This window comes from Ensifer sp. GW821-FHT05G01, assembly GCF_059419585.1.
In genome coordinates, this window is the sequence record NZ_JBWKSC010000001.1 from 1,187,629 (window position 1) to 1,203,454 (window position 15,826).

Here is a 15,826-nt window from a genome sequence, read left to right on the forward strand (position 1 = left end):
ATGTTCAAGGGTTCCATTCCCGCTCTCGTAACACCGTTTACCGCCGCGGGCGCTGTGGATGCGGAAGGTTTCGTCGCGCATGTGGAATGGCAGATAAAAGAGGGCAGCACTGGCCTCGTGCCCGTCGGCACGACTGGCGAATCCCCGACCCTTTCGCATTCCGAGCACAAGCAGGTCGTCGAACTCTGCATCAAGGCGGCCGCCGGGCGAGTGCCCGTGATTGCCGGCGCCGGCTCCAACAACACCATCGAAGCCGTCGAGCTTGCGCAACATGCCGAAAAGGCGGGTGCGGATGCGGTGCTTGTCGTCACGCCTTACTACAACAAGCCGACGCAGAAGGGCCTGTTCGCCCACTTTTCGGCGATCGCGGAAAGCGTGAAGCTGCCGATCGTCATCTATAATATCCCCGGCCGTTCCGTCGTCGACATGAGCGTCGAAACGATGGCTGCGCTCGCCAAGGCCTACCCGACGATCATTGGCGTCAAGGATGCGACCGGCAAGATCGAACGCGTATCCGAGCAGCGCATGGCCTGCGGCAAGGATTTCGTCCAGCTTTCCGGCGAAGACGCAACGGCGCTCGGCTTCAACGCCCATGGCGGCGTCGGCTGCATCTCGGTGACGGCAAACGTCGCGCCGCGGCTTTGTGCTGAATTCCAGCAGGCCACGCTTGCCGGCGACTATGCGAAGGCGCTGGACTATCAAGACAAGTTGATGCCGCTGCACAAGGCCATCTTCATGGAGCCTGGCCTTTGCGGCGCCAAGTACGCGCTGAACCGTCTCGGCCGCATGAGCCGCGCTGTTCGTTCGCCGTTGCTTTCGACACTCGAGCCAGCAACGGAAGCCGCAATCGATTCGGCGCTCAGGCATGCAGGATTGATGAACTGATGGCACCCAAGGGAAGCCAGCGCACAGTCAAGAAAATTGTCGCGGAAAACCGCAAGGCCCGCTTCAACTACGAGATCGTCGATACCTACGAGGCCGGTATGGTTCTGACCGGAACCGAGGTCAAGTCGCTGCGCGAAGGCAAGGCAAATATTGCGGAATCCTACGCCACCGACGAGGGCGGGGAGATCTGGCTGATCAATTCCTATCTGCCGGAATACCTGCAGGCAAACCGCTTCAACCACGAGCCTCGCCGTCGGCGCAAGCTGTTGCTGTCCAAGCGCGAGGTCAACCGGCTGCAGGGCGCCGTCAACCGTGAAGGCATGTCGCTCATTCCGCTCAAGATCTATTTCAACGATCAGGGCAGGGCCAAGCTTGAATTGGCGCTGGGCAAGGGCAAGAAGTTGCACGACAAGCGCGAAAGCGCCAAGGAGCGCGATTGGAACCGGCAGAAGAGCCGGTTGCTCAAGGACCGGGGCTGAACGCAGCCCCGCGCTCGCCACGGCGCGGACGTGGCTCTTTCTTTACTGATTGGCGAGTGGTGGGGTTGGGCTCAGATCTCGACGGGGTCTGCCACTGGCTCGATATGCTGGCGGGGGGTGCGCTCGGACGGGTCGCGGCCGATTTCCGCGCGCAGCGTGACGAGATCGATAAAGTGATCGGCCTGGCGACGCAGGTCATCGGCGATCATTGGCGGCTGGGTCGACATCGTCGACACGACCGAGACCTTTCGACCCTTGCGCTGCAGCGCCTCGACGAGCGTGGTGAAGTCGCCATCGCCCGAGAAGATCACCAGGTGATCAACGGTTTCCGATTGTTCCATGGCGTCGATCGCGAGTTCGATGTCCATGTTGCCCTTGATCTTGCGACGGCCGAGCGAGTCGGTGAATTCCTTGGCCGGCTTGGTCACGACCTTGTAGCCGTTGTAGTCCAGCCAGTCGATCAGCGGACGGATCGAAGAATATTCCTGGTCCTCGATGAGAGCCGTGTAGTAGTAGGCGCGCAGCAAGTAGCCGCGTTTCTGAAATGCCTTGAGCAGTTTGCGATAATCGATGTCGAAACCGAGGCTCTTCGATGCGGCGTAGAGATTGGCGCCGTCGATAAAAAGAGCGATCTTCTCGCGTGGATCAAACATCGTTATTCCTTTTTAGTGCGCATCTCGCTCGGCTAAGCGGCCCTTCGGCGAATGCGCGAAAATACGTCGATTACATTAATAATTGCTGATATTGCAAATAATGTAGTTAACCACTTGCATTATTCCAAGCGGCTTCCCGCGAATATAGCTAGTTTTAGCAGTTGCTGCAGTTCGTCCACATCGCAAGTCTGCAGTTTCTACCAGACGTTTCCGGTCTGCATTTGGAAGTGCAACCAGGGTATGTATTCGCGAAGTCTAGCCCGCCCGCGTGGCATTTTACCATGCAACACGGGGTGATGTGAGCGCTCAGTGCAGGAAAAACTTGAACTCCTGTTGTTTTGATTGTATCCGAGCGGCTAATTCCAGAAATCGGAGCCGATGAGGCCGTCATCCGGCGGCCGTTCCGGTCTCGTGTCGTTAATCCGTGCTGCGGCGATGATCGCCGCGCTTTGAGCCCAAAAGGACAGGCAATGGCCCGCGTCACCGTCGAAGATTGCATTGACAAGGTCGACAACCGTTTCGAACTCGTGCTGCTCGCCAGCCACCGCGCCCGCCTGATCTCGCAGGGCGCAGCGATCACCATCGATCGCGACAATGACAAGAACCCCGTGGTCGCACTGCGCGAAATCGCCGACGAGACCCTCTCGCCGGGCGACCTCAAGGAAGACCTGATCCATTCGCTGCAGAAGCATGTCGAAGTGGACGAGCCCGAGCCCGATCCGGCTTCGCTGGTTCAGGCCGATGCCGACACGACGTTTGCCGCGACGGCGGAAGACGACGATCAGCCGGAAGCAATCACCTTCGACCGCATGTCGGAAGAAGAGCTGCTGGCCGGCATCGAGGGCCTGGTGCCCCCGGAAAAGAGCGACGACTACTGAGATCCGTAACGGAACAAACGTTCCCGCGTGTTATCAAAGCAGTGCGCCACTCGTATGATTGGCGCACTTTTTTTATTGTCTTTTCCCACGGAGCCGCCCGCGAATGATGCGCCAATACGAGCTCGTTGAGCGCGTTCAGAAGTACAAGCCCGACGTCAATGAAGCCCTGTTGAACAAGGCTTACGTCTACGCCATGCAGAAGCATGGGCAGCAGAAGCGGGCAAGCGGCGACCCCTACATTTCCCACCCGTTGGAAGTCGCGGCGATCCTGACTGAAATGCATCTGGACGAATCGACCATCGCGGTCGCACTCCTGCACGACACGATCGAGGATACGACAGCGACCCGGCAGGAGATCGACGATCTCTTCGGCGAGGATATCGGCGCGCTCGTCGAGGGCCTGACCAAGATCAAGAAACTCGATCTCGTCACCAAGAAAGCCAAGCAGGCCGAAAACCTGCGCAAGCTGTTGCTGGCGATCTCCGACGACGTGCGCGTCCTCCTGGTCAAGCTTGCCGATCGTCTGCACAATATGCGCACGCTCGACCATATGACGGCCGAGAAGCGCGCGCGCATCTCCGAGGAGACGATGGACATCTATGCGCCGCTCGCCGGGCGCATGGGCATGCAGGATATGCGCGAGGAACTGGAAAACCTCTCGTTCCGCCATATCAATCCGGAGGCCTTCGAGACCGTCACCCGGCGCCTGGAAGAATTGTCCGAGCGCAACGAGGGCCTGATCAAGAAGATCGAAGACGAACTGACGGAGCTGCTCCAGGCCGAGGGCTTGAAGGGCGCGCAGGTCAAAGGGCGGCAGAAGAAGCCCTATTCGGTCTTCCGCAAGATGCAGTCGAAATCCCTGTCCTTCGAGCAGCTATCCGACGTCTGGGGCTTTCGTATCGTCGTCGACGATATCCCGTCGTGCTATCGCGCGCTCGGCATCGTGCACACGCGCTGGCGCGTCGTACCCGGTCGTTTCAAGGATTACATCTCGACCCCGAAGCAGAACGACTATCAGTCGATCCACACGACCATCGTCGGGCCTTCGCGTCAGCGCATCGAGCTGCAGATCCGCACACGACGGATGAACGACATCGCCGAGTACGGTATTGCGGCGCATTCGCTCTACAAGGACGGCGAGGGCGCATCGACAGAGACTGCCCTGTCGCCGACATCGAATGCCTATTCCTGGCTGCGGCGCACGATTGAATCGCTGGCCGAAGGCGATAATCCGGAGGAGTTTCTCGAGCACACCAAGCTCGAGCTTTTCCAGGATCAGGTGTTCTGCTTCACGCCGAAGGGGCAGCTCATTGCGCTGCCGCGCGGTGCGACGCCGATCGATTTCGCATACGCCGTCCATACCAACATCGGTGACACCTGCGTCGGCGCCAAGATCAATGGCCGCATCATGCCGCTGGTGACGCGCCTCAACAACGGCGACGAAGTCGAGATCATCCGCTCGGGCATCCAGGTGCCGCCGCCCGCATGGGAAGAGATCGTCGTCACTGGCAAGGCGCGCTCCGCCATCCGGCGCGCGACGCGGGCGGCCATCCGCAAGCAATATGCCGGCCTCGGCTACCGAATTCTCGAGCGAACCTTCGAGCGCGCCAGCAAGACGTTTTCGCGTGAGGCCCTGAAGCCTGCGCTGCACCGGCTCGGACACAAAGAGGTCGAGGATGCGATCGCATCGGTCGGGCGCGGCGAACTGTCGTCGCTCGATGTCCTGCGTGCAGTGTTCCCCGATCACCAGGATGAACGCGTCACCGTCAAGCCGAATGCCGACGACGGCTGGTTCAACATGCGCAGTGCGGCCGGCATGGTGTTCAAGTTACCCGGTCGATCCAAGGAAGCGGGCGAGCCGGCGCAGGCGGAAGGTCCGGAAGCGTTGCCGATCCGCGGGCTCTCGGGCAATGCCGGCGTGCATTTCAGCGCTGCCGGCGCTGTTCCCGGAGATCGTATCGTCGGCATCATGGAGAAGGACAAGGGGATCACCATCTATCCGATCCAGTCACCGATCCTGCAGAAGTTCGATGACGAGCCCGAGCGTTGGATCGACGTGCGCTGGGATCTGGACGAGGCCAACAGCAGCCGGTTCATGGCGCGGATCGCCATCAGTGCCTTGAACGAGCCAGGCACGCTGGCCGAAGTCGCGCAATCGATCGCAACGAGCGATGTTAATATCCGCTCGCTCTCCATGGGGCGCGTGGCTGCGGACTTCAGTGAGTTGCAGTTCGATCTGGAGGTCTGGGACCTCAGGCAGCTGAACCATCTGATTACCCAGCTGAAAGAACTGCCGAGCATTTCTACGGTCAAGCGCCTCTTCGAATGAAGGGGCGCTGGTTGTCGTCATCGCACTCCCATCGGCTCGGCATGCGCGTCCGTTTTACGCAGCTGCCTTGAAATCAGGCAGACAAAGGCTTGAAAAGCGGCAAGGCATGCTTGCCGCGCATGGCTGCCGTCTTTTCATGGCTCTGGTGGAACAGTGACCTCTAAACTATCTTCTGGATCGGGAGGTAAACGAAGAGGTTTGCCATGTTTAATCAGTTGAAGAAGATCACCCGCGCTCTGCGCGTCGCCACTCAGGAAGAGCGCGAGCTTGCCTATCTCAACGGTTCGGTCGATCGCATCGATCTCGAATACCGTCAGCGTCAGATCGATCGCGGCCTGTTCCGCAACGGCTACTAAGCTGCTGCCTGTTCCCGCATGAGGGCGGGAATGGCGAGCCATGCGTCAGGCGAATGGCTCATTCGTGATCGCTGCACCATACGCCACCGGGTTGCAAGCAGCAGGCATGACGCCTATCTTGCGGCCTTCAAACAGGCGGACACGCTGTCTTGTGCCGACTGGCGGTGTCGAGATGCGGTCATGACGGCATAATGTTATTCAGACGTAGAAAACCGGTCACGATTTCCGAAAGGCTTCGCGCGCTTGTTTGGCCGCGCAAGGGCTTTCGGCGCGGTCCGCGATACATGGCGCTGCGTGTTCTGCGCCTGTCGTCGTCACCGCATTCTATCGCGGTCGGAGTTGCAGCAGGCGCGGCGTCGTCATTCACGCCCTTCTTCGGGCTGCATATCGTCATTGCGGTCGCGCTTGCTTCCGTGTTCTCCGGCAATCTGCTTGCTGCAGCGATCACGACGGCGCTCGCCAATCCGGTAACGATCCCGATGATCCTGACGGCGTCTTATGAGCTTGGCAGCGTCATCATCGGCCAGCAGGCGGCAGAGGTGGCGACTGGCGCGGATGTCGCGCATATGGTCGAACACTTGGAGTTTTCGGCCCTTTGGGGCCCTGTGTTCAAGCCGATGCTGATCGGATCGGTTCCGCTTGCCGCTGCCGGCGCCTTGATCTTCTATCCCCTGGCCTATCAGGCCGCCCGTCTTTTTCAGTCCCGCCGTCGACGCGCACGCTCGACCGGGACAAGGTCCACACCATGATTATCGGTATCGGCAGCGACCTCATCGACATCAGGCGCATCGAAAACTCGCTCTCGCGTTTCGGCGAGCGTTTCGTCAATCGCTGCTTCACCGAAGTGGAGATCGCAAAGTCCGAGGGCCGGAAGAACCGCGCCGCCTCCTATGCCAAACGCTTCGCAGCCAAGGAGGCCTGCTCAAAGGCACTCGGCACGGGGATAGCGCACGGCGTCTTCTGGAAAGACATGGGCGTCATCAATTTGCCCGGTGGCAAGCCGACCATGCATCTGAGCGGTGGTGCTGCCGAACGGCTTCAGGCGATGGTACCGAAGGGGCATCGCGCGGCAATCCATCTGACGATTACCGACGATTTTCCGCTGGCGCAGGCCTTCGTGATTATCGAAGCACTGCCCGTTGCCCCGCCAGAGGGAACGGTTTAGAGCATTCCGTTGAGAAAACCGGGGCTGCCCGTTTGCGTGGGCCGGCCATCGCGGCAGAGCTAACAAGTGCGCATCCGCCTTTGGGGCTGGAACGAGCGCAAACGACAGTTGATTGAGCGGCACGCTTCAAGCGCGCGCCGATGACAAAGGAAGACAGCAGCGTGGCAGAAAAGACAGAAGCGAAGCAGAGCGGTCTCTGGGAGAATGTGAAGGTCATCATCCAGGCACTGCTCCTGGCCGTGGTCATTCGCACCGTCTTCTTTCAGCCCTTCACCATTCCGTCCGGCTCGATGATGCCGACCCTGCTTGTCGGCGACTACATCTTCGTCAACAAGTTCGCCTACGGCTACTCCAAGTATTCGCTGCCGTTCTCGCCGGATCTGTTTTCCGGCCGCATCTTCGCAAGCGAGCCGGAACGCGGCGATATCGTCGTCTTCCGCTTCCCGCCGAACCCGGACATCGACTACATCAAGCGTCTGGTCGGCTTGCCGGGCGATCGCATCCAGGTGCGCAACAGCATTCTCTATGTCAACGACAAGCCCATCGACCGGGTGCCTGACGGCGTCTTCCGCGCCGACGACCAGTACGACACCGGCGGCGACGTGCCTGTCTACCGCGAAACCATGGACAACGGCGTTTCCTATGACACGCTCGATCAGTTCCCGGATTCGCGCGGCGACAACACCCGCGAGTTCATCGTGCCCGAAGGTCATTACTTCATGATGGGCGACAATCGCGACAACTCCGCCGACAGCCGCTTTGACGTGGGCTTCGTGCCCGCCGAAAACCTTGTCGGCCGCGCCAGCCTGATCTTCTTCTCGCTCGGCAACGACACCTCGTTCCGCGAGATCTGGAAGTGGCCGGCGAACCTGCGCTACGACCGCCTGTTCAAGGCGGTCGAATGATGAAGGCGCGGTCGCTAAGCGCGGAAGATCGGGCCAAGCTCGAGGCCGTGATTGGCTATCAGTTCAGCGAGAAGGAACGGCTCGACCGGGCGCTGACCCATTCCAGCGCCCGCAATGCCAGGGGCTCGAATTATCAGCGGCTCGAATTCCTCGGCGATCGGGTGCTGGGGCTTTGCATCTCCGAGCTTCTCTTCCAGACATTTCACGACGCCAACGAGGGCGAGCTTTCGGTGCGACTGAACCAGCTCGTCAGCGCCGAGAGCTGCGCTTTGGTCGCCGACGACCTGGAACTGCACCAGTTTATCCGCACCGGTTCCGACGTGAAGAAAATCACCGGCAAGGCGATGATGAATGTGCGCGCCGATGTGGTAGAGTCGCTCATCGCCGCGATCTATCTTGACGGCGGGTTGGAGGCGGCGCGCAAATTCGTGCTGCTTCACTGGAAAGAGCGGGCGACCCGCGCCGATGGCGCCCGTCGCGATGCCAAGACTGAATTGCAGGAATGGGCGCATGCCAAGTTTGGTATCGCGCCGGCATACCGGACGGATGACCGTTCCGGCCCCGACCACGATCCGCGTTTCACCGTGACTGTTGAGGTCGCCGGCGTTGCGCCTGAGACCGGGACGGATCGATCCAAGCGCGGCGCCGAGCAGGTGGCCGCGACGAAATTGTTGGAACGCGAAGGCGTGTGGCGGAAAATCTCCGCCGGAAAATGACGGAAAACATGACGGATATGGAAAAAGATACGGGCGCCGAAAGCGCGCCGACCCACTCGGGTTTCGTGGCGCTGATCGGCGCCACCAATGCCGGCAAGTCGACGCTGGTCAACCGCCTCGTGGGCGCCAAGGTTTCGATCGTCAGCCACAAGGTGCAGACGACCCGGGCGATCGTGCGCGGCATTGCCATCCACGACAACGCACAGATCGTCTTCATGGATACGCCCGGCATCTTCAAACCCCGGCGCCGGCTCGACCGGGCCATGGTGACGACCGCCTGGGGCGGCGCCAAGGATGCCGACGTGATCATGCTCTTGATCGACAGCGAGCGCGGCCTGAAGGGCGATGCGGAAACGATCCTGCAGGGCCTGAAGGAGGTCCACCAGCCGAAGATCCTGGTCTTGAACAAGATCGACCAGGTCAGGCCGGAGGATCTCTTGAAGCTTGCGGCGGCGGCGAACGAGACGATCCAGTTCGAGCGCACCTTCATGATCTCGGCGCTGACCGGCTCCGGTTGCAAGGACCTTATGGATTATCTCGCCGAAAAGCTGCCGGAAGGTCCCTGGTATTACCCTGAGGATCAGATCTCCGACCTGCCGATGCGCCAGCTTGCGGCCGAAATCACCCGCGAAAAGCTGTTCCTGCGCCTGCACCAGGAGCTTCCCTATGCCTCGCATGTCGAAACCGAGAAGTGGGAAGAACGCAAGGACGGGTCCGTTCGTATCGAACAGGTGATCTACGTCGAGCGCGAAAGCCAGAAGAAGATTGCACTCGGCAAGAACGGCGATGCGATCAAGGCGATCTCCACCGCGTCGCGCAAGGAAATCTCCGAGATCCTCGAACAGCCGGTTCACCTCTTCCTGTTCGTCAAGGTGCGCGAAAACTGGGGCGACGACCCCGAGCGCTTCCGCGAAATGGGTCTTGAGTTCCCGCGCTGATCGGCGCGTTTCACAAACTGCATTGACGCCGCCCGCCAGCCTTGCTGGCGGGCGGTTTCATTTGAAACGTGAACCTCAGCTTCGCAGGCACTCGCCGGACCGTCAAGGCGCCCGCTTTCTTTTTGCCAGCAACGGCCCGATCGTTTCCGCTCGGTTGGTCCAGACGTAGTCCGAGCGGCTCTCCGGCAATATTCAAGATCTTCGGCACTGTCGGCCCCTGCGGTGACGCCACCGCTCTTTGCATGTGGTCGCCATATTGCGAACGATCTGTCACCCCGCGGTCGAATTGACCGGCTTGCGTGCGCGTGAGAGGGAAGGAGCGTTCCCGCAGGTTCAGGAGAGAAGTCATGCCGCAGCTCGTCGATGGAAAATGGGTCAAGGGCGACGTTGCAGCGAGCGAGATGAAGGGTGGGGCCTTTCATCGCGAGCCGACTCGTTTCCGCAGCTGGATCACGGCCGATGGCGGCCCCGGGCCGAACGGGCAGCCATGCCTTCCGGCGGAAGCCGGTCGCTACCGCCTGTTCGTTTCCTATCTCTGCCCCTGGGCGTCGCGCACGATCGCCTTTCGCAATCTAAAGGGGTTGGAGGACGTTATCGGTCTGACGGTTTCCAGCCCCATGCTTGGCGACGACGGCTGGGTCTATGATGAGCCTGTCGATGCCGGCGCGCGCGTCGGTCTGATCCGCTACCATCATGAACTCTATACAGCGAGCGACGCCGGCTACACCGGCAAGGTGTCGGTTCCCGTCCTCTGGGATATGAAGGAAGGGCGTATCGTCAACAACGAGTCCGCCGACATCATCCGCATTCTGAATTCGGCCTTCGACGAGCTTACCGGCAATCGCCTCGATTTCTATCCGGATGCGTTGCGCGCGGAGATCGATCGCTGGAACAGCCCGATTTACGAGCGCGTCAACAACGGCGTCTATCGCGCCGGTTTTGCGAAGACTCAGAATGCCTATGACGAGGCGGTCGCGAGCCTGTTCGAGATGCTCGACACACTCGAGCACCACCTGACGACCAACCGGTACATCGCCGGTAAATACCTGACCGAGGCCGATATCCGTCTGTTCGTGACACTCGTCCGTTTCGACGCGGCCTATCACGGCGTCTTCAAGTGCAACATCCGCCGGATCGAAGACTATCCGGTGCTGTCCAACTATCTCAGAGAAATCTACCAATGGCCGGGGATCGCCGAGACGGTGCGCATCGACCATATCAAGCAAGGCTACTACGGCATCACACATGTCAATCCGACCCACATCGTGCCCGCCGGCCCCTTGCTCGATTTCACCCGCCGCCATGATCGCCATTCGCTACCGGGTCGCGGGGTCGCCGGCGCTGATGCGAGGTCGGCCGATTTGCTAAGCAAACAAATCTTTGAGGGCGCATAAAGAGCCCATTGCCAATCGATCGAAGCTTACTACGTTAGTGGAAGTTCTGATGGATAGGAGCCCGATGGCGGCTGGCCTCAAGCGGCTCCGGCAATGCGCGCACGAGGAGCGTGGGATGTTTGCCGGATACGGTGCGGCCACGACCGAGCCGGTTTTCGCCGCTTCCGGACGTACGCCGCGTCATGTCTCGCGCTCCGCGTCATGCCGCATCGCCTCTCGGAAGCCCCGATAGGACCCGGCCCCGCCGCCGTGCCCTGCCACGGGACAGATGCGTTGATCTGGCAGGGGATGGATATGAATGCGGCATTGTTGAATATGCTTCGCCGTCTGGTGCGCAAGGGCAATCTGACGGTGTTCTTTTCGTCCGGTGAACAAGTGATTCTGGGCGACGGCTCGGGCAAGCCGGCAACGGTCCGTATTATCGATGCAGAAGCTGAAAAGGCGATTGCCGTCGACCCCAGCCTTCGTTTTGGCGAACTCTACATGGACGGACGGGCCGTCATCGAGCACGGCGATATCTTCGACGTGCTCTCGATCGCCAAGGTAAACGGCCTCGAGCATGCGGCGACCGTTTCCAACATGCTGGTTGCTCTTCAGCATGTGTTGCGCCAGCAGGTGAAGAGCCGGATGCCGGTCAATCGCAACCGGCACAATGTTGCCCATCACTATGATCTCGACCGCAAGCTCTTCAATCTGTTTCTGGATCAGGACTGGCAATATTCCTGTGCCTATTTCGAGCCGCCGGGCATCTCGCTCGACGAAGCCCAGCTCGCCAAGAAGCGCCATATCACCGCCAAGCTGTTGCTGAAGCCTGGTCAGAAGGTGCTTGAGATCGGCTCCGGCTGGGGCGGGATGGCCATGTATCTGGCGGAATCCTCCGGCGTCGAGGTGACGGGCATCACGCTGAGCGAAGAACAGCTGAAGATCTCGCGTGAGCGGGCAGCCAAGCGTGGCCTGTCCGATCGCGTCCGCTTCGAACTCCAGGATTACAGGACGATGCAGGGGCGGCAGTTCGATCGCATTGTCTCGGTCGGCATGTTCGAACATGTCGGCATTGGCAACTATGGCCGGTTCTTTCGCAAGGTCAGGGAGCTGCTGAAGCCGGATGGCGTCATGCTGCTGCACTCCATCGGGCAAGTCTACAAGCCCTGGGCAACCAATCCCTGGATCGAGAAATACATCTTTCCCGGCGGATACATTCCCGCACTCTCCGAAGTCTTTCCGTCCGTGGAAAGCACACGTCTTCTGGTCAAGGATGTCGAGATCTTGCCGATGCACTATGCCTGGACATTGAGAGCGTGGCGGCAGCGCTTCCTGGCGCGACGCGAAGAGGTGGTAAAACTGTTCGACGAACGCTTTTTCCGGATGTGGGAGTTCTATCTTGCCGCGTCCGAAGCGGCCTTCCTGCATGACAAACACTTCATCTTCCAGCTGCAGCTGTCGCCGTCGCTTGAAACCGTGCCTTTCGCGCGCGGTTACATAGAGGCGAAGGAACGGGAACTGATGGAATTCGAGAAGACCCGTCCACCGCTCGAGCCGGTGGATATCTAGGGCATGCCGCCCGAGCGCGCGGCGCCTTCGGCAAAACGACACGGCTAAAAGCCAAACTCCATGACACGTCCCATGGACCCGTTCACAGCGTGTTCTGATAGCCCATCTCCTGTGGAGTTCCGGTTTTGCCGCGCAGGCCTTCACTTGGCCTTGAAGGCCTGCGCCTTTATGGTCGCCGACTGAAAACAGGAAAGACGGATCCCACCATGGCCAGCCCAGCAAAACCAATCGCCGCCATCATTGCCAGCGAGATCAAGGCGACGATCCCCCAGGTCATCGCCGCCGTCGAGCTGCTCGACGAGGGCGCGACGGTGCCGTTTATCGCCCGTTACCGCAAGGAGGTGACCGGCGGGCTCGACGACACGCAGCTGCGGACGCTGGCCGAACGGTTGACCTATTTGCGCGAACTGGAGGCAAGGCGGGGTTCGATCATCGAATCCATCCGCGGACAGGGCAAGCTGACCGACGAACTCGAAGCCAAGATCGCCGCAGTCGAAACCAAGGCCGAGCTCGAGGACATCTATCTGCCGTACAAGCCGAAGCGGCGCACCAAGGCCGAGATTGCCAGGGAGCGTGGACTCGGTCCGCTTGCCGAAGCCATTCTTGCCGACCGGACGATTGCACCGGCTGATCGTGCCGGCGCGTTTCTGACGGCCGATGTGCCCGATGTGAAGACGGTCCTCGACGGCGCGCGCGACATTATCGCCGAAGGCATGACGGAGAATGCCGACCTGCTCGGGCGCCTGCGCAATCATATGAAGGGCGCGGCGTTCCTGCGAGCCAAGGTCGTCGACGGCAAACAGGATGCGGGTGCAAAGTTCTCGGACTATTTCGACCATTCCGAACGCTGGGCGACGACGCCGGGTCACCGGGCGCTCGCCATGCTGCGCGGCTGGAACGAAGAGGTGCTGTCAGTCGATATCGTCGTCGATCAGGACGATACGTCCCCGGTCAAACCGGTGGAGCGCATGATCGCCGCCGCCTACACTGTCGGCGGGCAGCTGCCGGGCGACAAGTGGCTGGCGGAAGTCATCGGCTGGACCTGGCGCGTGAAGCTGTCCATGTCCCTCTCGCTCGACCTGATGCGCGAACTGCGCGAGCGGGCAGAAGAGGAAGCGATCCACGTCTTTGCGCGCAATCTGAAGGATTTGCTGTTGGCAGCTCCTGCCGGTTCGCGCGCTACCATGGGGCTGGACCCAGGCATCCGCACCGGCGTCAAGGTTGCCGTCGTCGACGGCACGGGCAAGCTGTTGGAGACGACGACCGTTTACCCGTTCCCGCCGAAGAACGATGTGCGCGGCACGCAGGCCGAACTTGCATCGCTGATCCGCAAGCACAAGATCGAACTGATCGCGATCGGCAACGGCACCGGCAGCCGCGAAACGGAAAAGCTGGTTGCCGACATGCTCGCGCAATTGCCGGCACCGAAGCCGACCAAGGTCATCGTTTCCGAGGCCGGCGCGTCGGTCTATTCCGCTTCCGAGACGGCAGCCCTTGAGTTCCCCGGCCTCGACGTCTCGCTGCGTGGCGCTGTCTCCATCGCCCGGCGCCTGCAGGATCCGTTGGCCGAACTCGTCAAGATCGAGCCGAAATCGATCGGCGTCGGCCAGTATCAGCACGACGTCGACCAGTCGAAGCTCAGCCGCTCGCTGGACGCGGTGGTGGAAGACGCGGTGAACGCGGTTGGAGTCGATGTGAACACGGCCTCGGCGCCGTTGCTCGCGCGTGTCTCGGGTCTCGGCAAGTCATCGGCGGAAGCGATCGTCGCGCACCGTGATGCCACTGGGCCGTTTGCCAGCCGTAAGGAATTGCTGAACGTGGCGCGTCTCGGCGCCCGCACCTTCGAACAGTGCGCCGGCTTCCTGCGCATTCCTGATGGCAAGGAGCCGCTCGATGCGTCCTCAGTCCATCCGGAAGCCTATGGCATCGCCAAGAAGATCGTCGCTGCCTGCGGGCGGGACGTGCGTTCGCTGATGGGCGACAGCGCGGCGTTGCAGAAGCTCGACCCACGCGTCTTCGTCGACGACCGTTTCGGTCTGCCGACGGTCAAGGACATTCTGGCCGAACTCGAAAAGCCGGGCCGCGACCCGCGCCCGAGCTTCAAGACCGCAACATTTGCCGACGGCATCGACGACATCAAGGACCTGAAGGTCGGCATGCAGCTCGAAGGCACCGTGACCAATGTTGCCGCCTTCGGCGCCTTCGTCGATATCGGCGTCCACCAGGATGGCCTCGTCCACGTCTCGCAACTGGCCGACCGGTTCGTGAAGGACCCGCATGAGGTGGTCAAGGCCGGCGACGTGGTTCGGGTGCGGGTGACCGAGGTGGATGTGCCGCGCAAGCGCATCGGACTGACGATGCGTAAGGACGGCGGTGCCGATACGGGCCGCGAGGCGAAGGCGCCGGCATCGAACAATGCCAATCGCGGCGCGCCTGTGCGTCCGCAGAAGCAAGCTCAGCCGTCGCAAGGCGCCTTCGGTGCCGCGCTTATGGAAGCGATGAAGCGCAAATAATGCGTGTAGCCCGGAAGTCGTACGGACTTCCGGGCTATCCTCTATGAATTAGGTAATTGTAATATATCCAGCGCGCCGCCATACTGATCTGGTGGCGGCACCTGTATCGTGTCGCGAGCAAGTGCCGATCATAACCATGCCGGTCTACGGCGGACGAGGTCAGCGGAAACTCCTTTTCCGCCGGGTTTCCCGGCGAAAGGAGGTGCGTCATGGGACGCAATGTGATCCGTGGCCTCGCTCGAGCCGTCATATTGGCGGCCGCAGTGACGGCACATCCAAACCCGGCTAGTTCGCAAGCTGTTGCGAACTGCGCCCAGCGATCGGAAGTGATCGAATTTCTCCTGCGCAAGTATCAAGAAAAGCCCGCTGGGATCGGATTGATCAATCAGCATGCGGTGATGGAGATTTATGCTGCCGACAGCGGCACTTGGACCCTGATCGTCACCGACGTGACCGGCCGAAGCTGCGTCATCCTCGCCGGGAAAAGCTGGGAGGCGCTGCCGCCCCAGCCGGTACCGAAGGCGTGAACCTGTTGCCGCCTGCCAGAGGTGGTCGCCGGGTGCAGTACCCGGCGAGAGATGTCCTGTCTGACGGCCTCAGTTCGGTCGCCCGACGCTGGCATAGGCAAAACCGTGCTTTGCCACTTCGTCCGGCCGATAGATGTTCCTGAGATCGACCAGAACCGGTTCCTTCATCACGGCCTTCAGCCGGCGGAAATCGAGCGCGCGGAACTCGTTCCATTCGGTCACGATCACCAGCACGTCGGCGTCAGTGGCGGCCTCGTAAGGGTCTTTGGCAAAATCGAGCCCCTCCATCAGCTTCTTGGCATTTTCCATGCCTTCCGGATCGTAGCCGACGACATGGGCACCGGCATCCTGCAGGGTCTGGACCACCGTGATGGCCGGACTGTCGCGCATGTCGTCGGTGTTCGGCTTGAAGGTCAGGCCGAGAACGGCGATCTTGCGGCCGCGCACGTCGCCGCCGGCAGCCGCGATCACCTTGCGGCCCATGGCGCGCTTGCGGTTGTCGTTGATCGCGACCGTTGTCTCGACCAGGCGCACGGG

The 15,826-nt window shown here is 61.0% G+C and carries 17 protein-coding genes; 14 read left to right on the top strand and 3 right to left on the bottom strand.

The genetic code is table 11. The features are described from left to right. Nucleotides 1–885 (top strand): 4-hydroxy-tetrahydrodipicolinate synthase, encoded by an 885-nt coding sequence (gene dapA / locus AC07UR_RS05740; protein ID WP_173419502.1) that lies wholly within the window; start codon nucleotides 1–3, stop codon nucleotides 883–885. Beyond that, nucleotides 885–1,364, top strand: a complete 480-nt coding sequence (smpB, locus tag AC07UR_RS05745) for an SsrA-binding protein SmpB (protein WP_173419503.1) — start codon at nucleotides 885–887, stop codon at nucleotides 1,362–1,364. The genes dapA and smpB overlap by 1 nt, the downstream gene beginning before the upstream one ends. Before the next feature lie 71 nt (nucleotides 1,365–1,435). Here smpB and AC07UR_RS05750 read toward each other — a convergent pair whose 3' ends face one another. Continuing rightward, on the bottom strand, nucleotides 1,436–2,017 hold the full coding sequence (locus tag AC07UR_RS05750; protein ID WP_077503977.1) for a LabA-like NYN domain-containing protein: 582 nt from the start codon (nucleotides 2,015–2,017) through the stop codon (nucleotides 1,436–1,438). 470 nt (nucleotides 2,018–2,487) lie between these two features. On the opposite strand from AC07UR_RS05750, the gene rpoZ reads away from it, so the two are divergent. The 9 genes from rpoZ (at nucleotide 2,488) to AC07UR_RS05795 (ending at nucleotide 10,698) form a co-directional block, all read left to right on the top strand. Next, nucleotides 2,488–2,895: a DNA-directed RNA polymerase subunit omega gene (gene rpoZ / locus AC07UR_RS05755; protein ID WP_077503976.1), complete on the top strand. Its 408-nt coding sequence runs from the start codon at nucleotides 2,488–2,490 to the stop codon at nucleotides 2,893–2,895. Nucleotides 2,896–2,998: 103 nt separating this feature from the next. Beyond that, the gene (locus tag AC07UR_RS05760; protein ID WP_209786984.1) at nucleotides 2,999–5,224 is read left to right on the top strand and encodes a RelA/SpoT family protein; all 2,226 of its coding nucleotides are present in this window, start codon (nucleotides 2,999–3,001) and stop codon (nucleotides 5,222–5,224) included. 203 nt (nucleotides 5,225–5,427) lie between these two features. Beyond that, on the top strand, nucleotides 5,428–5,580 hold the full coding sequence (locus AC07UR_RS05765; protein WP_065787305.1) for a DUF3563 family protein: 153 nt from the start codon (nucleotides 5,428–5,430) through the stop codon (nucleotides 5,578–5,580). A 284-nt stretch (nucleotides 5,581–5,864) separates the two neighbouring features. Continuing rightward, the gene (locus tag AC07UR_RS05770; protein WP_234902787.1) at nucleotides 5,865–6,329 is read left to right on the top strand and encodes a DUF2062 domain-containing protein; all 465 of its coding nucleotides are present in this window, start codon (nucleotides 5,865–5,867) and stop codon (nucleotides 6,327–6,329) included. Then, nucleotides 6,326–6,745, top strand: a complete 420-nt coding sequence (acpS, locus tag AC07UR_RS05775) for a holo-ACP synthase (protein ID WP_173419506.1) — start codon at nucleotides 6,326–6,328, stop codon at nucleotides 6,743–6,745. Before AC07UR_RS05770 ends, acpS begins: the two co-directional genes overlap by 4 nt. A 161-nt stretch (nucleotides 6,746–6,906) precedes the next feature. Beyond that, nucleotides 6,907–7,650 carry a signal peptidase I gene (gene lepB / locus AC07UR_RS05780; RefSeq protein WP_173419507.1) on the top strand — a complete coding sequence of 248 codons (744 nt, stop codon included), beginning with the start codon at nucleotides 6,907–6,909 and terminating at the stop codon, nucleotides 7,648–7,650. Next, the gene (rnc, locus tag AC07UR_RS05785; RefSeq protein WP_173420992.1) at nucleotides 7,650–8,366 is read left to right on the top strand and encodes a ribonuclease III; all 717 of its coding nucleotides are present in this window, start codon (nucleotides 7,650–7,652) and stop codon (nucleotides 8,364–8,366) included. The genes lepB and rnc overlap by 1 nt, the downstream gene beginning before the upstream one ends. Then, nucleotides 8,363–9,304, top strand: coding sequence for a GTPase Era (gene era / locus AC07UR_RS05790; RefSeq protein ID WP_171986893.1), 942 nt, complete (start codon nucleotides 8,363–8,365; stop codon nucleotides 9,302–9,304). Before rnc ends, era begins: the two co-directional genes overlap by 4 nt. 347 nt (nucleotides 9,305–9,651) lie before the next feature. Continuing rightward, on the top strand, nucleotides 9,652–10,698 hold the full coding sequence (locus tag AC07UR_RS05795; protein ID WP_209786982.1) for a glutathione S-transferase family protein: 1,047 nt from the start codon (nucleotides 9,652–9,654) through the stop codon (nucleotides 10,696–10,698). 34 nt (nucleotides 10,699–10,732) lie between these two features. Here AC07UR_RS05795 and AC07UR_RS05800 read toward each other — a convergent pair whose 3' ends face one another. Then, on the bottom strand, nucleotides 10,733–10,882 hold the full coding sequence (locus AC07UR_RS05800) for a hypothetical protein (protein ID WP_494699955.1): 150 nt from the start codon (nucleotides 10,880–10,882) through the stop codon (nucleotides 10,733–10,735). A gap of 110 nt (nucleotides 10,883–10,992) precedes the next feature. On the opposite strand from AC07UR_RS05800, the gene AC07UR_RS05805 reads away from it, so the two are divergent. From AC07UR_RS05805 to AC07UR_RS05815, 3 genes are all read left to right on the top strand, one after another. After that, nucleotides 10,993–12,249: a cyclopropane fatty acid synthase gene (locus tag AC07UR_RS05805; protein WP_209786980.1), complete on the top strand. Its 1,257-nt coding sequence runs from the start codon at nucleotides 10,993–10,995 to the stop codon at nucleotides 12,247–12,249. 206 nt (nucleotides 12,250–12,455) lie between these two features. After that, complete coding sequence (locus AC07UR_RS05810; RefSeq protein ID WP_209786978.1) at nucleotides 12,456–14,762, top strand: Tex family protein; 2,307 nt, start codon at nucleotides 12,456–12,458, stop codon at nucleotides 14,760–14,762. A gap of 209 nt (nucleotides 14,763–14,971) precedes the next feature. After that, nucleotides 14,972–15,289 (top strand): hypothetical protein, encoded by a 318-nt coding sequence (locus AC07UR_RS05815; protein ID WP_209786977.1) that lies wholly within the window; start codon nucleotides 14,972–14,974, stop codon nucleotides 15,287–15,289. 69 nt (nucleotides 15,290–15,358) lie between these two features. On the opposite strand, the gene AC07UR_RS05820 is transcribed toward AC07UR_RS05815, so the two are convergent. Next, the coding region (locus tag AC07UR_RS05820; RefSeq protein ID WP_494699954.1) for a UDP binding domain-containing protein at nucleotides 15,359–15,826 on the bottom strand (468 nt) is incomplete at its 5' end.

Coding starts and splice junctions, on each gene's coding strand:
- dapA (WP_173419502.1), top strand. CDS start 1: ATGTTCAAGGGTTCCATTCCCGCTCTCGTAACACCGTTTACCGCCGCG.
- smpB (WP_173419503.1), top strand. CDS start 885: ATGGCACCCAAGGGAAGCCAGCGCACAGTCAAGAAAATTGTCGCGGAA.
- AC07UR_RS05750 (WP_077503977.1), bottom strand. CDS start 2,017: ATGTTTGATCCACGCGAGAAGATCGCTCTTTTTATCGACGGCGCCAAT.
- rpoZ (WP_077503976.1), top strand. CDS start 2,488: ATGGCCCGCGTCACCGTCGAAGATTGCATTGACAAGGTCGACAACCGT.
- AC07UR_RS05760 (WP_209786984.1), top strand. CDS start 2,999: ATGATGCGCCAATACGAGCTCGTTGAGCGCGTTCAGAAGTACAAGCCC.
- AC07UR_RS05765 (WP_065787305.1), top strand. CDS start 5,428: ATGTTTAATCAGTTGAAGAAGATCACCCGCGCTCTGCGCGTCGCCACT.
- AC07UR_RS05770 (WP_234902787.1), top strand. CDS start 5,865: ATGGCGCTGCGTGTTCTGCGCCTGTCGTCGTCACCGCATTCTATCGCG.
- acpS (WP_173419506.1), top strand. CDS start 6,326: ATGATTATCGGTATCGGCAGCGACCTCATCGACATCAGGCGCATCGAA.
- rnc (WP_173420992.1), top strand. CDS start 7,650: ATGAAGGCGCGGTCGCTAAGCGCGGAAGATCGGGCCAAGCTCGAGGCC.
- era (WP_171986893.1), top strand. CDS start 8,363: ATGACGGAAAACATGACGGATATGGAAAAAGATACGGGCGCCGAAAGC.
- AC07UR_RS05795 (WP_209786982.1), top strand. CDS start 9,652: ATGCCGCAGCTCGTCGATGGAAAATGGGTCAAGGGCGACGTTGCAGCG.
- AC07UR_RS05800 (WP_494699955.1), bottom strand. CDS start 10,882: ATGACGCGGCGTACGTCCGGAAGCGGCGAAAACCGGCTCGGTCGTGGC.
- AC07UR_RS05805 (WP_209786980.1), top strand. CDS start 10,993: ATGAATGCGGCATTGTTGAATATGCTTCGCCGTCTGGTGCGCAAGGGC.
- AC07UR_RS05810 (WP_209786978.1), top strand. CDS start 12,456: ATGGCCAGCCCAGCAAAACCAATCGCCGCCATCATTGCCAGCGAGATC.
- AC07UR_RS05815 (WP_209786977.1), top strand. CDS start 14,972: ATGGGACGCAATGTGATCCGTGGCCTCGCTCGAGCCGTCATATTGGCG.